Consider the following 13760-nt stretch of genomic DNA (forward strand, 5'->3'; position numbering starts at 1 on the left):
AGAGTTACAAATGCGGTGATGCTCTTGACGAGCAGCTCGAAACAGTTTCGGCTCTGATAGCTCCGGGGGCTTTCCAGTCGCCAGAGATCAGTTTGCCTCATGGCCTTCGAATATCGAGGAGCTCACGTTTAAATTGTGTGGTGTGGTATTTTTGCTATAGCCAAGCCATTGAAAGTACAGGTGCCGCCAAACATTAAATCCCCATAGGCGATCGTCCTGATCGTCTGAAGGTTGTTTGACGCGACTAGCTCGATCACGCGGCATCGTCCTCCGTCCCCCCAGCGCGATTTCCTCCTTTGGAGGCTTTCGGACGCCGGCCCCGTGCGCGCGGCAACACCGTCATGGGGCCGGCATCCGAAACCCTTCACAAAAGCTGACCTCAATCACCAGCTTTGGAATGTCGGCTGAAGGTGCAACAGGCGACATAAAAGCTCTGAATAAACAAAATCCCGCGGCAGACTGCTCCGCGCGGGCCGAACCGAACACCTTTTCGATGACGCCACCCGCCAGTGTTTTGCCCGACGGGTCAAGCTCTTTATGGAAAAACCGAAGCGGCCCCGGCGCGCGACGGGGGGACTCGCGCGCCAGAGCCGCCGTTACAGCCGACCAATTGGCGGCAGGCCGGCACCAAACAAGTCGAGCCTGAAACTGGAAGTTCCTATCGCCCCTTGCGTCCGAGCTTGCGCTCGACTTTCTTACGGCTGTTGCCAACCTTCTTGACTGCCTTCTTGACTGCCTTCTTGACTGCCTTCTTGACTGCCTTCTTGACTGCCTTCTTCACCGCGGACGCGGAACGGCACGTCTTCTTCGCCTCATGTCGACTTCGTACTTTTGCCCACCCGCGACCCGTGCGCGGTCTTGCTTGCGACCGCGAGCGGTCTGCTTCTTTGAGCAAAAGCGTCTTATCGTCGAACATCAGCGGAACGGGGTGCGCCAGTTTGGCCCTTGGGGCCCTCGTTTCCGCCGATGACATTAAGTCTGCTCAGGTCGAGCTAAAGATCGACTTTGGAGACAAGAAGAACCTTGTTTCATTCGCTTCCGCAAGCACGGACGAAAAGAACTGAGAGAGCGGTCCGCGGAGGTCACGCTACTCCTCCTTCAGCCTCCGCTCGATATAAGCGTCCACCGTCTCCGCGAACGAGCGCTGCACGCCGACGCCGGAATCATGCAGCTCCCATGCGTCCTGCTGCAGCACGCGCAGGCCGCGCCGGCCGGCGCTGATCGGCGCCATCGCCAGATAGTCGTCGATGGCGCTTGTCGCCAAGGGGATCGCTCTCGGATCTCCCCTGGCAATCAACAAGCGCAGGAAGCTCAGGCAATCGGCGAGGCCGGGCATGGGTTTGCTCTCAGCGGTGCCGCGGTGCCGGGTTCGGCTTGCCGACGGGCTGGGTGTGCGTGCCGAACAGCGCCAGCAGCAACGCGACTTCTTCCGTCGAACCGACCTGGATCATGACTGTCTCCTTTTCGCTTTCTTGGTCGGGGCGAACGGCAGCGGAGTTCAGGGTCATCTGGTTTCAGTACTGTTTCAGGCGTGTTTCGTCGCCCCCGATGCGCAGGAACCTTGTTCACGGCGCGCGCTTGAGGAAGGGATCTGGCAGGCAGCGCAACGGGACTAGATGTCGGGCGACAACGAGACAGAGAAGAAGCAAGGTCTCGGAAAGGCGATTGGGCTCGGCATCATCACGGGGGCGGCCGACGACGATCCGTCGGCGATCGGCACCTATGCCAGCGCCGGCGCGCAGTTCGGAACGGCGATCCTGTGGCTCGCGCCCGTCGTGCTGCCGATGATGTTCACCGTGGTCTACCTGTCCTCCAAGCTCGGGCAGGTCTCGGGGCGCGGGCTGTTTCAGGTCATTCGCGATTTCTATCCGCGCTGGCTGCTCTGGGCCGTGCTGGTGGGCGTGACCATTGGCAACACGATCGAAGCCGCGGCCGATCTCGGCGGCATGGCGGCCGCGCTCGGTATCTTCATTGCGCTGCCGATCCCCTGGATCGTGGCGGCGGTCGCCGCCGCGCTGCTGGCGCTGCAGATGTTCGGATCCTATGCCACGATCCGCTCGGTGTTCCGCTGGCTCACTTTGGCGCTGCTCGCCTATGTCGCCGCCGCCTTGCTGGCACGGCCAAACCCGGGCGAGATCCTGAGGGGAACGTTGCTTCCCACGGTGCGCTTCGATCGCGACTTCCTCTCCATCGTGGTCGCGATCATCGGCACGTCGCTGTCGGCCTATATCTACACCTGGGAATCCAACCAGCAGGTGGAGGAGAAGATCGAGGACGGCAAGACCCGCCTGTCGCAGCGCATCGGCGCGTCCAATTCCGAGCTCGCGCGCAGCCGGCGCGACGTGCTGATCGGCATGCTGTTCTCCAACGCCGTGATGTATTTCATCCTCATGTCGACCGGCGCCACGCTCCACGCCCATGGTCAGACCAATATCGAGACCGCGGCGCAGGCCGCGGAGGCATTGCGTCCGCTTGCCGGCGAGGGTGCGAGCGTGCTGTTCACCGTCGGCATCATCGGCGTCGGGTTTCTCGCGGTGCCGGTCATGACGGCGGGTGCGGCCTACGATCTGGCGCAGGCGTTCGGCTGGAAGGCCAGCCTTCACGCCCGTCCCGGTGAGGCGCCGGCGTTCTATTGGTTCATTGCCGGGCTCACGGCGATCGCCGTGGTGCTGAACTTCCTCGGCTTCAATCCGATGCGGGCGCTGGTGTGGTCGGGGATCGTCCAGGGCTTTTCGACCCCGCCGCTGCTGCTGCTCATCATGCTCATGACCAACAGCCGCAGGATCATGGGCGACAAGGTGAACTCGCGCTGGATGAACGCGTTCGGATGGATCACCACGGCCGCCGTGTTCTCGGCGAGCGCGGGACTCGTGGCGACGTGGCTGCTCTGACCTGCCGCATCTCGATGTCTTGTTGGCGCGCGCGACCTCTCATGCAAACCTCGGGAAAAAATAGCATCAGCCGGAACGTTCAAGAAGCGTGATGAGTTGAAGGTCATGTGCCGCGGCTCCGGACTGCAAGAGGCGGAAGCTACTCTCCGACGTGCGTTGGCAGCACGGCCGCGCGAGGATCGCCATGTACGCGACTGCGATATACGACGAGCTGAGGCAGGTGGAGCGCGATGTCGTCGAAGGCGAACGGCGGCTCGCCGAGCAGGAGGCGCTCATCGTCGAAATGAAGCGCCAGAACGAAGAAACCTCCAAAGCCGAATCCGAACTCGAACGGATGCGCGCAGAGCAGCGACGCCGCGATCAGGATCGACAACGTCTGCTCTCGCGGCTGCAACCCTGAAGCAACTGCCGCCGCAATGACGGCGAAGGAGTCACGTTCCTGATAATGGAACCGCCACTCGGCAAATCACCAGTTGAACTCCGCCAATCCTCGTGCGTTAATCGGGCATCACCGGCCAGGCTAACGTCCATAGGCGTCGGTGGCTGAGAGACCATGGTGCTCCCGCCTATCAAGGTGAGGGAGCCGCTCATGCCACATCGCAAACTGATCGCGCGCCTGCAGGCGGTGGCCGCCCTCTCCGAACAAGATCAAGCCAGTCTCGCACGCATGCCGTACAAGCTCAGGACGCTAGGCAATGGCGAGCTTGTCGTGCGCCAGGGCGACAGGCCGACGCATTCGACGGTCGTGATGAGCGGGTTTCTGGCGCGCCAGAGGGTGGTCTCGGACCGCAACCAGATCTCTTCGTTCTACATCGCGGGCGACATGCCGGACTTGCACACGCTGCATCTGCCCGTCATGGACCACGAGCTTTGCAGCGTCGGCAACTCGGCAGTCGCTTGTGTGCCCCACACCTATCTCAAGGGGCTCATGAACGACTCACCCGCGATCACGCAGGCGTTTTGGCGCGAGACGCTGATCCATGCCGCGCTCTATCGCGAATGGGTCGAAAACCTCGGATCGCGCGAGGCGCTGGGCCGAATTGCGCATCTGTTTTGCGAGATTGCCGCCCGGTTGGAGCTCGTCGGCGCGCTGGACAATGGCAGCAGCTTTCATCTGCCACTGACGCAGCAGAACGTCGCCGATGCGTGCGGGCTGTCGGTCGTCCATGTCAACCGGACGCTTCAGGAGTTGCGACGGCAAGGCCTGCTCGAGTGGCAGAACCACGTCGTGCAGCTGCGCAACCGCACCGCACTGGAAGACGTGGCCGAGTTCAACCGGGACTATCTCCACGCGCTGGAGCTAGCCCGTTCACCGGTCATGAGTGTGACCGCGATCATGCCAGCTGCCGCGGCGCGACATCAGCAAATTCGGCCCGAGACCAGCCGCGATCAGGCGGACTGAGACGCCCTCACCGCTTGGCGCTCGTACTGATCTGAATGTTGAAGATGGCCCTGCCGGCTTCGTCGGCAACTTCCAGCGCCCATTGCTGGCCGGGACGAAGCCGTCCGCCGCCGTCCTTCAAAAGCTGTCCGGCATAGACCGTGGCCTCACGCCAGGCCGCTTCGTCGTCCGGAAAGTCCTCGCCCTGAATGTCCGGGGGGGGGGACTCCGGGTCGAGAAATTTGAAGAGGTAACGCGCCATGCCCGAAAAAGCATTGCGCGCCCGCTATCGTTCCTAAGTCGAATGCGGGATCGGACTTGGTCTGCCCGCGGTCCGATCCCAGCGGTGTTCCTGCAGGTAATCTCGGCTGCGCGCGATCAGCTTTCGGCTTGCCTCAACGAGCGCACGCGTTTGTTCCAGCGTCCGGGCAAGGTCCGCGAGTTCCCCGTGCTTCATCCTGTCGGCGCTGTGGTCATCAGCATTCATACACAAATGTTAATGACCGCGTTCGAAAAATCAACGGCGCGCCCGCAACAAACAGCGAAGTTCCCATTGGGGTTCAGCTGCTTGGCTGCCAGCTCATGAACACACCCACGAGGCAGAGCACCGAGCAAAAGCCCGTGCCGCACATTTGCATCCAGTAACGGATCGGCATCGTGTCCCTGTAAAACACCTGCCGCGACCAGGCGAGCCAATCCGTGTTGACGAACAATATCTTTCGGTCGACGTAGCCGTACCACAGCTTGCGCGCGCAATAGACCGACACCGCGAACGCAAGGAGCCGATACCCGAAATCGATAAAAGGATTCATGCTCATGCAAGTCCAGGTCCTGGCTCGATGACCACGCCGTGCCTGCTCGTCGGTCGGGTCACGGCAGCCGACGCAATAGCGCTGCCTGGTTTTGGTGTGCCCGGACGGGATGCGGGTTCAATCGCGGCATGAGCGCCGTACGACGGAGGCATCAGCGGGAGGCGGCTTCCTCCTGGAGGTTGCCGGTTCTGAACCCGGCGGGGGGACCGACTGGTGACGCGCGAATTTCCAGGATGCCATTGTGCCGGTGTTTTGCCCGACGGAGCAAGCTTTGTTCAAAAACGTGAATTGGATTCGGCGGAATGAAATCTCCCCGCGCGACGCCGGCGGCGATTGCCTAGCGCTTTGATCCTCGCGTGGTCCGCTGGGTCGAGAGGCGAGGAGGCCTTCGCAACTTGGCAGAGAAAATCTCGCCGCGGATCGCTCCATCGCGGTACTTCGCTGCCATCGCGTGGACCATCCTAATCCGGAATCGTCTTTTGCGCGCTCGCCGTCTGATGTATCTTCCCGGCCGAGCCGCCAACGAGGTGTGCCGAAGTCTCGTCAGTTAGTGGCGGCGTTTGTGCCCACGGCGGGCATTGTACTCCATCTTTTTCAGATACGGCCGTCGTGACGAGCAACTCGGAACGGCGGGAACGTGAATGAACCTCAGAAGGAGGATTGCCATGCATTTTTGTCTCACCGGGCAATACACACCACGTGCTCTCAACGCCATACTCGAAAAGCCGACGACCAGCCGCGAGGAAGCGGCGAGAAAACTCATCGAGGCGGCCGGCGGAAAGCTGATCTCGATGTACAGCGTCGCGGCCGACGGCCCTGGCGTTCTGGTGATTTTCGACGTGCCTGATCCGGCTGCAGCTCCGGCCATCTCCGGCTTGACCGTCACGGCGGGCGCGCTTCAGAACGTGAAATTGACGCGGCTCTTCACGCAGGACGAGATCAAGCAGGTGCGGCAGAACGCGGCCAAGCTGCGCACGTCCTATAGCCCCCCGGGCAGCTGATGCTCGAAAGTCGCTACGGAACCTAGCGCCAGAATCAGGTCAGCCTTCCATACGGTAGTTGTGCGGTATTTCCGGGACGGCGGCAGGCCGTAAGCTGATCCTGCCGGGGCTGATATTTCCATTCCGTAGAACGATTTTACCGGCAAGGGGCCGCCGCAAGGCGGCCCCTTTCAATTCTTGACAGCGCAGATGCAGATGAGGGACCCGTCGGCGGACACGCTTCAATGTGAGCGCACGGAAGCGAGAGCCTGTGACATCAGCTTCGCTTGCGTGACGTGAAACATGAGAGGCCGCTGGCGAGCGGTCTCTTGCTTTATGCGCTCATGAGCCTGTAGGCGAGGACTGTCGAAAAGACGCCTAACCCAACAATGGTGACTTTGAAAATGAGGACGGCGAGCATGCTGCACCTCCCTTTTGCAAATCACCCGAATTGTGCGCCTTGCCATGCCGCTCGCAAGCGACCGGAGACTTTCACGAACTTCAAATTCAACCTGAGAGGCGCGCCCAGCGTCGCACCAGCACAGCCCGATGCTGCCATATTGCCGGTGCTTGACCCGACATATCAAACTTTATCTAAAATTCAGCGAATGGGATTTGGCGGAATGAAATCTCTCTGCGCCAAGCTGAAGCACCACCGCGGAATGCCGATGGTCGGCGAGGCCAGGATACCAGAGACAGCCGAGGAGAGACGGACCATGTATTACGTCGCCGCCGTGTTGCTCGGGCTTTCAGGATTGTTCTACTCCGCCAGCCATCACGAACTCGGCCAGTTCGGCGCGGACGTCTGCAGCTATGGCAGCGCCTTCTGCGACAACCCGGTGGTGGTCTTTACCGGCGCTGCGCTCGCCGCCGCCTGGGGCATGTTCGTCAGCATGAAGTAGCGCGCAGACGCTAACGGCCGACCAGCCGGCGTGCCTGAACAGCTGAATTCCGGATGGCGATCTTTCGGATGCTCCGGCTCTGCAGGTGTTTTGCCCGACGAGTCAAACCAACGGGAAAGCGCCGGGTCGCTGCGCGAGCGCCGCTGGCCGCCCCGGGAACTTTCCGGCTATGATCGCGATTAGCCCTGGATTCGCAATTCCGGAAGGTCGCCCTGTCGAACCGAACAAAAAGCGCCGCCTCGAAGCACGACAGCGTCGTCGCGTCGACGAAGTTGGCGCCGGCACTGCTGCAAAGGCTGGGGCCAGGCCTGATCACCGGCGCTGCCGACGACGATCCGTCGGGCATCGCCACTTATTCGCAGGCCGGCGCGCAATTCGGCTACGGGCTGCTGTGGACGGTCTTCCTCACCACGCCGTTCATGATCGCGATCCAGCTGGTGAGCGCGCAAATCGGCCGGGTCACCGGCAAGGGGCTCGCCGCCAACGTCATGCGGGTCGCGCCGCGCTGGGGGGTGATGGGGCTCGTGGCGCTGCTCGTTACCGCCAACACCTTCAACATCGCCGCCGACATCGCCGCGATGGCGGAGTCGCTCTCGCTGGTGATCGGCGGGCTCAACCACGAGCATGCGCTGATCTTCGCGGCCGGCTCGACCATCCTCCAGGTCTTCCTGCCCTACCGCCGCTATTCGCCGGTGCTGAAATTCCTGACGCTGACGCTGTTCGCCTATGTCGCGACCGCCTTCACCGTGAAGATCCCATGGAGCACCGCGCTGGTCGCCGCAGTGTGGCCAAAGGCGACCGTCAACGCCGATTATTTCATGATGGTGGTCGCCGTGCTCGGCACCACCATCAGCCCCTATCTGTTCTTCTGGCAGGCGTCCCAGGAGGTCGAGGAGATGAACCAGGGCGAACGCGAGCGGCCGCTGCGCGAGGAGACCAAGCGCGGCGGAGATCCCGAGCTCGCGCGCATCAGGGCCGACACGACGCTCGGCATGCTGCTCTCGAACGGCATCGCCTTCTTCATCATCCTGACCACGGCTTCGGTGCTGAACGCCAACGGCGTCACCAACATCAACTCGGCTACGGAAGCCGCCGAAGCGCTGCGACCGCTGGCCGGCGACTTCACCTTCGCGCTGTTCGCGCTCGGCATCATCGGTACGGGCCTGCTGGCGATCCCGGTGCTGGCGGGCTCGGCGGCCTATGCGGTTGCCGAGATCTTCGGCTGGCGCGCCACGCTGGAGGCAAGGCCGGAGAAGGCGGTCGGCTTCTACACCATCATCGCGGCCGCGACCATCATCGGCTTCGGCCTCGGCTTCACCGGCATCAGTGCGATCCATATGCTGGTGTGGAGCGCCGTGCTCAACGGCGTCGTCGCCGTCCCCATCATGGCAATGATGATGCTGATCGTCTCGAACAAAACCATCATGGGCCGCTTCAAGGCCCGGTCATGGCTTGTCGTGCTGGGCTGGCTCGGCACCGCGCTGATGGCGCTCGCCGTCCTCGCCTTGCTCGGCTCGTTCGTGATCGGCTGATCTGGAACGGCGCCCGGAAATGCACGCCCGCCGCGCGCTCTGCGGACTTCACGCCGGCCTGTCGCGAGCTTAACAATGCGACCTGGGGACCATAAGAGCAACAACGCCCGGTCCAGGCCACAGGGAGCGACATGACCAGCTCATCAAAAGCAGCAAGTCTCGAAATCCTCGCCTGCGACGCCGGCTGGAGAAACTATCACTTCGTCAAGGTGACGACGAACGACGGCATCGTCGGCTGGAGCGAGTTTGACGAGGGCTTTGGCTCGCCCGGCGTCGGCGCGGCGATCCAGCGCCTCTCGGCCCGCGTTGTCGGCCAGAACGTTTTCCAGCACGAGCGCATCCATGCCGAGCTGTTCGCCGCAACGCGGCCCGCCGCTGGCGGCGTGGTGGCGCAGGCGCTCGGCGCGATCGAGAACGCCCTGCTCGACGCCAAGGCGAAGTGTCTCGGCGTGCCCTGCTATGAGCTCTTCGGCGGCAGGATCCGCGACCGCGTCAGAGTCTACTGGTCACACTGCGCCACCTGGCGGATCAATCATCCATCCTGGTACAAGCCAGCGATCGAAAATCTCGACGGCGTCAAGGCGATCGGACGCGAGGTGCGCGAGAAGAAGTTCACCGCGCTCAAGACCAACATCTTCTCCTATGACGACGGCAAGCCGACCGGCTGGCGGCCCGGCTTCGGCTCGCCCTTCGCGCCCGAGATCAACGTCGACCGCAACATCCTGCGTGATCTGCGCATGCACCTGGACGCGATCCGCGACGGCGCAGGTCCCGATGTCGACATCCTGCTCGACTGCAACTTCAACGCCAAGACCGAAGGCTACCTGAAAATCCTGCGCAGCATCGCCGACCTCGACATGTTCTGGGTCGAGATCGACAGCTTCAATCCGGAAGCGCTCGGCTACATCCGCAGGCAAAGCCCCCACCCGATCTCGTCCTGCGAGACGCTGCTGGGGTTGCGCGAATTCCTCCCTTATTTCCGCGAACAGGCGATGGATGTCGCGATCATCGACACGCCCTGGAACGGGGTGTGGCAGTCGATGAAGATCGCTTCAGCGGCGGAAGCCTTTGAGGTCAACGTCGCACCTCACAATTTTTACGGCCATCTTTGCACGATGATGAACGCGCATTTCTGCGCCGCCGTCCCCAACCTGCGGATCATGGAGATCGACATTGATCGCCTGGCGTGGGACCGAGAGCTGTTCACGCATGAGCCTGACATCCAGAACGGCCATCTGATGATTCCGGCCCGCCCCGGCTGGGGCACCGAGCCCAACGAAGAAGCTCTCCGCGCCCATCCACCGAAGGCAAGCGGCGGACTCCTCAACTATGGCCGCAAGGGCTGACGCCGAAAAGAGCTGAGCCGCAACAGCTGACACGAACTACGGCGTCACGGGATTGATGGCAGGCGACGTTTTGGGCCCCGGCCGTTCCGGCTCGAGCGGCGATTTCGGGTCGGTCGGAAGCACCTTGGCGCCTGCGGCGCGCGCGGCCTCGCCCGTGGTCGCATACATCGCGACATGAGCCGGCTGGGTCTTGGCCCGGCTCCATGGCCCGTGGTCGACGATCAGCATCGCGGCAATCGTAACCGCCGCGACGACCAGCGCGATCACGCCGGGGTGCCGCAGTGCTGTTGCGATGGACTCCGAGAAACGTCCCGTCATCGAAGAAGCCACTTTTCATTCCTCCCGAGGGTTAACTCGATTCCGCCCCCGTGAGTTCCACCCTGATGTAAGTAGGTTCCCGCTTAATGCACTGGAACTCGACGCCCCTCACTATTTCACGTCGGGCCGGGCATCACCGACGAACCCGTCGCGGTTCGGCATTTTGATCGCGGCAAGAGATTTCGCATCCAGCGTCGCATCGGCTGCGACCAATCCGTTCAAGTTCAGGATATAGGCCGACACCGCATACACCTCCTCGTTGCTCAGCGACTGCGGCGCATTTTGCGGCATGGCGCGGCGAATGTAATCGAACAGCGTCGTCGCGTACGGCCAGTAGCTGCCGACCGTGCGGATCGGCTTGGGCGTGGCGATCGTGCCCTGACCGCCGACGAGACGATCACCAAGGCCGCCCTCACCATTGTCGCCATGGCAAGACGCGCATTGCTGAGCGAACACCTCGCGCCCCCGGCTGACCGAGCCCCGCCCCTCCGGCAGATTGCCGCCATCGCGGCCCACATCGATGTTCCAGCCCGCAATCTCGGCCGCCGTCGCCGGCCTTCCGATGCCATAGGGGCTTTGCGCTCGCGCATCATTCGCCGAGGCGCACAGCAGGACCGCGAAGGCAATGCCGCAAATCTCACGCCAGCGCATTGGTCACCTCGCCATCAGAAGCGACACGCCAGGGCCAGATCGCGTTGTTGTGGTAGAAGTAGTTCTCGCCGCGCACCGCGAGCAGTTCGGCAAGCGTCGGCTGCACATAGCCGGTCTCATCGATCGCGCGGCTCTGGATCACCGCGGGCTTTCCGTCCCATCGCCACGGCAGGCGAAACCGCGTCAAGGCGCGTGTCAACACCGGCTCTTGTAGGCTCGCCTGTTGCCAGGTCTTGCCGTCGTCGACAGAGACTTCGACACGCGAGATCTTGCCATGGCCGCTCCAGGCAATGCCGGTGATCTCGTGAAAGCCCGGCCCGCTCAGACGTTGACCACCCGAGGGACGCGTGATGATCGACTTCGCTTCCATATAAAAGGAAAACTCACGCGCCGTGCCGTCCGGCAGCAGGTCGGTGTATTTCGAGGTCTCTTCGCGCGAATAGACGGGCTCTGCGGCCACGTGCAGACGCCGCAGCCATTTCACATTCATGTTGCCTTCGAAGCCCGGCAGCAGCAGCCGCAGCGGATAGCCCTGCTGCGGGCGTAGCCGTTCGCCGTTCTGGCTGTAGACCAGCATTGCGTCGTCGAGACATTTTTCGATCGGGATGCTGCGGGTCAGCGCGGCTGCGTCGGCACCTTCGGCCACCACCCACTTGGCCTCTGGCTTCAGCCCGGCTTCCTGAAGCACCAGCTTCAGGCTGACGCCGGTCCACTCGGCACAACTGACCAGACCCACGAGGTCCGATGCGGTCTTGCCGTAGGGTTTGCTGTAACCGGGATTGCCGGAGCATTCGAGAAAGTGGATGCGCGATTCCGACGGGAAGCGCTGCAAATCGTCCATCGTAAAGATCAGGGGACGCTCGACCAGGCCGTGCAGCATCAGCCGATGCTGCGCCGGGTCGATGGTTGGGACACCGCCGTGATGCCGCTCGTAAAACAATCCGTTCGGCGTGATGATGCCGTCGAGCTCCTGCAACGGTGTCCGGCCGGAGGCAGAAATGTACTGCTTGAGGGTCTTCGAGATATTCTTGACGACGCCCTTCTCGAACGGCGACGGCGTACCATAGGGCTGGCTTCCCATCGGCTCGCCCGGCGTCTTCATCCACTCCGGAATGTTGGGCGGAAGGTTATTCGTTTCAGCAGCGGCGGTGCCGGCGCCAAGGACGGCTCCTCCAGCCGCAACGGTGCCGCTTTGCAGGAAACGGCGGCGAGTGGTCCGGGAGGATTTTTCGTCGGGGTCGATTGTGCTGCTCATGACGGACCTCGGCTGAAGCTCGGCCCGCATGAAACCTTCCGCGAAGCGCATTTGCAATTCGCTCGCATTTCAAAAGCAGGCGATTTAGATCAGGACTGATCTAAATCCACCGGTCGCGGCAGCAGTTCCCTTCTTTGCGGCGCACAAAAGGCTCGCTACTCACTCGCCCGGAGCGATCGCGTTGCTGGGCGTCGGCCGGTCGGCGATCTGCTGGCCAAACAGGCTGCCGATCAGCTCGACCGCGGTTCGCGCCGTGCGGCCGCGCTCGTCGAGAAACGGATTGAGCTCGACGATGTCGACCGATCCGACCAGCCCGCAATCGTGCAGCAGTTCCATGATCAGGTGCGCCTCGCGGTAGGTGGCTCCGCCCGGCACCGTGGTGCCGACGCCAGGCGCGACGCAGGGGTCGAGGAAATCGACGTCGAAGCTGACATGCAGCACGCCGTCGCTCGCCTTGACGCGCTCGATCACGCGGCGGATCAGCACGGCGACGCCGAACTCGTCAATCTGGCGCATGTCGGCAACCCGGATCCGGCGCGCGCGCATCAACTCCTTCTCAAGCTTGTCGATCGAACGTATGCCGAACAGGTCGAGCCGGTCGGGATCGATCGAGACGCGCGGATCATCGCCCAGCAGCCCCTCGAGGCCCGCCTCGCCGCACAGGAATGCCGCCGACATGCCGTGCATGTTCGCGGTGATCGTCGTCTCCGGCGTGTTGTAGTCGGCATGCGCATCCAGCCAGAGCACGAACAGCTCGCGCCCGCGCTGCTGCCAATGGCGCGCCATCGCATTCACCGAGCCCATCGACAAGGTGTGATCGCCGCCGAGAAAGATCGGGATCGCGCCCGTGTTCGCAATCTCATAGGCGCGACGGCTGAGCAGGCGCGTCCATCTCTGGATTTCCCGGTAGTGATTGGCCTTCTCCGGCGGCCTGTCGGCGAGATCGCCGAACTCGGCGACCGACAGATCGCCATAATCCACGACTTCGAAACTCAGGCTTTCGAGCAATGTCGCCAGGCCGGCAGTGCGCAACGCCGCAGGTCCCATCAGGGTCCCGCGCTGCGAGGCCCCCATATCAATCGGCGCACCGAGCAAGGCGATGCGCCGGGCTCGGTCCGCCATGGTCTGAACGGTCACGGCAATCTCCTGCTCCCTAAGGTAGACCCTGCGGCAGCCTAACAGAGATTCGCATCCGTCGTTCACGGGGGAGCAGCGAAAGCACGTCATGCGGGCCTGCACCCTGGAACCAAATCCCGGGCGCCGCATTTTTACTGCAAGGCCGGTGCCCGCCGTTTCACCACGGCGCCTGTCGCGGATAGCCAAAGGTCTTTCGAGACCCGCTGTTCAAAACGAGCGCGCGCGCGGATAGCCAAAGGCGCCGGCCTCAGTCACCTGTCAGGAGCGGAGTTCACGAACTTGACCACGGAAATTCCGCAGTCTGTTGACCAACCCGGCGTGGCCGAGCGCGCCATCGACGCCACGACCGACGTCTCCCGCACCATCGGCGAAGTTGCGGGCGGCTTGCGGGCCGCTGTCGATCGCTTGACCTCCGTCATCGACGAAGCGCGAAAACCCGGTAAACCACTCGCGACTGTGGCGGCGATCACCCGCGAAGCGCCTTTGGCGAGCCTGTTCGTCGCATTCCTGTTCGGCATCGCAGTGGCGCGCAGGCGCTAGAGGCGAAACGAGCCT

Annotated in this window: 16 protein-coding genes and 1 pseudogene; 9 read left to right on the plus strand and 8 right to left on the minus strand. The window is 62.8% G+C overall.

Annotation, left to right across the window (positions count from 1 at the left end):
• Positions 1-197: hypothetical protein (locus AC0L2O_RS10880; protein WP_473369721.1), on the plus strand; the 197-nt coding region annotated here is incomplete at its 5' end.
• Positions 198-658: 461 nt separating this feature from the next.
• On the opposite strand, the pseudogene AC0L2O_RS10885 reads toward AC0L2O_RS10880, so the two are convergent.
• Together AC0L2O_RS10885 and AC0L2O_RS10890 are read right to left on the minus strand one after the other, a co-directional pair.
• Positions 659-906: pseudogene (locus tag AC0L2O_RS10885) on the minus strand (DUF3606 domain-containing protein).
• Between the two features lie 181 nt (positions 907-1087).
• Complete coding sequence (locus tag AC0L2O_RS10890; RefSeq protein WP_369722410.1) at positions 1088-1336, minus strand: hypothetical protein; 249 nt, start codon at positions 1334-1336, stop codon at positions 1088-1090.
• Positions 1337-1616: 280 nt separating this feature from the next.
• Between AC0L2O_RS10890 and AC0L2O_RS10895 the strand changes: the two genes are divergently transcribed.
• The 3 genes from AC0L2O_RS10895 to AC0L2O_RS10905 all read left to right on the plus strand — a co-directional run bounded on the left by AC0L2O_RS10895 (position 1617) and on the right by AC0L2O_RS10905 (position 4293).
• Positions 1617-2891, plus strand: coding sequence for an Nramp family divalent metal transporter (locus AC0L2O_RS10895; protein ID WP_473369722.1), 1275 nt, complete (start codon positions 1617-1619; stop codon positions 2889-2891).
• 184 nt (positions 2892-3075) lie between these two features.
• The gene (locus tag AC0L2O_RS10900) at positions 3076-3291 is read left to right on the plus strand and encodes a hypothetical protein (protein WP_369722407.1); all 216 of its coding nucleotides are present in this window, start codon (positions 3076-3078) and stop codon (positions 3289-3291) included.
• A gap of 174 nt (positions 3292-3465) precedes the next feature.
• Complete coding sequence (locus tag AC0L2O_RS10905; protein WP_473369723.1) at positions 3466-4293, plus strand: Crp/Fnr family transcriptional regulator; 828 nt, start codon at positions 3466-3468, stop codon at positions 4291-4293.
• Positions 4294-4300: 7 nt separating this feature from the next.
• Here the strand turns inward: AC0L2O_RS10905 and AC0L2O_RS10910 are convergent, their stop codons facing one another.
• Positions 4301-4534, minus strand: a complete 234-nt coding sequence (locus AC0L2O_RS10910) for a DUF6894 family protein (protein ID WP_473369724.1) — start codon at positions 4532-4534, stop codon at positions 4301-4303.
• Positions 4535-4832: 298 nt separating this feature from the next.
• The gene (locus AC0L2O_RS10915; RefSeq protein WP_409187833.1) at positions 4833-5084 is read right to left on the minus strand and encodes a hypothetical protein; all 252 of its coding nucleotides are present in this window, start codon (positions 5082-5084) and stop codon (positions 4833-4835) included.
• A 665-nt stretch (positions 5085-5749) separates the two neighbouring features.
• On the opposite strand from AC0L2O_RS10915, the gene AC0L2O_RS10920 reads away from it, so the two are divergent.
• From AC0L2O_RS10920 to AC0L2O_RS10935, 4 genes are all read left to right on the plus strand, one after another.
• Complete coding sequence (locus AC0L2O_RS10920; protein ID WP_369722404.1) at positions 5750-6085, plus strand: GYD domain-containing protein; 336 nt, start codon at positions 5750-5752, stop codon at positions 6083-6085.
• Between the two features lie 695 nt (positions 6086-6780).
• Positions 6781-6966 carry a hypothetical protein gene (locus AC0L2O_RS10925; protein ID WP_369726703.1) on the plus strand — a complete coding sequence of 62 codons (186 nt, stop codon included), beginning with the start codon at positions 6781-6783 and terminating at the stop codon, positions 6964-6966.
• Between the two features lie 272 nt (positions 6967-7238).
• Positions 7239-8498 (plus strand): NRAMP family divalent metal transporter, encoded by a 1260-nt coding sequence (locus tag AC0L2O_RS10930; RefSeq protein WP_369722403.1) that lies wholly within the window; start codon positions 7239-7241, stop codon positions 8496-8498.
• Positions 8499-8629: 131 nt separating this feature from the next.
• Positions 8630-9844 carry a mandelate racemase/muconate lactonizing enzyme family protein gene (locus AC0L2O_RS10935; RefSeq protein WP_473369725.1) on the plus strand — a complete coding sequence of 405 codons (1215 nt, stop codon included), beginning with the start codon at positions 8630-8632 and terminating at the stop codon, positions 9842-9844.
• A gap of 36 nt (positions 9845-9880) precedes the next feature.
• Here the strand turns inward: AC0L2O_RS10935 and AC0L2O_RS10940 are convergent, their stop codons facing one another.
• The 4 genes from AC0L2O_RS10940 to rocF form a co-directional block, all read right to left on the minus strand.
• Positions 9881-10174 carry a hypothetical protein gene (locus AC0L2O_RS10940; RefSeq protein WP_369722401.1) on the minus strand — a complete coding sequence of 98 codons (294 nt, stop codon included), beginning with the start codon at positions 10172-10174 and terminating at the stop codon, positions 9881-9883.
• A 99-nt stretch (positions 10175-10273) separates the two neighbouring features.
• On the minus strand, positions 10274-10813 hold the full coding sequence (locus AC0L2O_RS10945; protein ID WP_409187830.1) for a c-type cytochrome: 540 nt from the start codon (positions 10811-10813) through the stop codon (positions 10274-10276).
• A complete protein-coding gene (gene soxC / locus AC0L2O_RS10950) occupies positions 10800-12068 on the minus strand; it encodes a sulfite dehydrogenase (RefSeq protein WP_473369726.1) in 1269 nt (422 codons plus the stop codon). Before soxC ends, AC0L2O_RS10945 begins: the two co-directional genes overlap by 14 nt.
• Positions 12069-12227: 159 nt before the next feature.
• Entirely contained in the window at positions 12228-13190 is a 963-nt protein-coding gene (gene rocF / locus AC0L2O_RS10955; RefSeq protein WP_369726702.1) for an arginase, read from the minus strand.
• Between the two features lie 294 nt (positions 13191-13484).
• Between rocF and AC0L2O_RS10960 the strand changes: the two genes are divergently transcribed.
• Positions 13485-13745 carry a hypothetical protein gene (locus AC0L2O_RS10960; RefSeq protein WP_473369727.1) on the plus strand — a complete coding sequence of 87 codons (261 nt, stop codon included), beginning with the start codon at positions 13485-13487 and terminating at the stop codon, positions 13743-13745.
• Positions 13746-13760: the final 15 nt, after the last annotated feature.

It is taken from the genome of Bradyrhizobium sp. Kon10 (assembly GCF_055807395.1).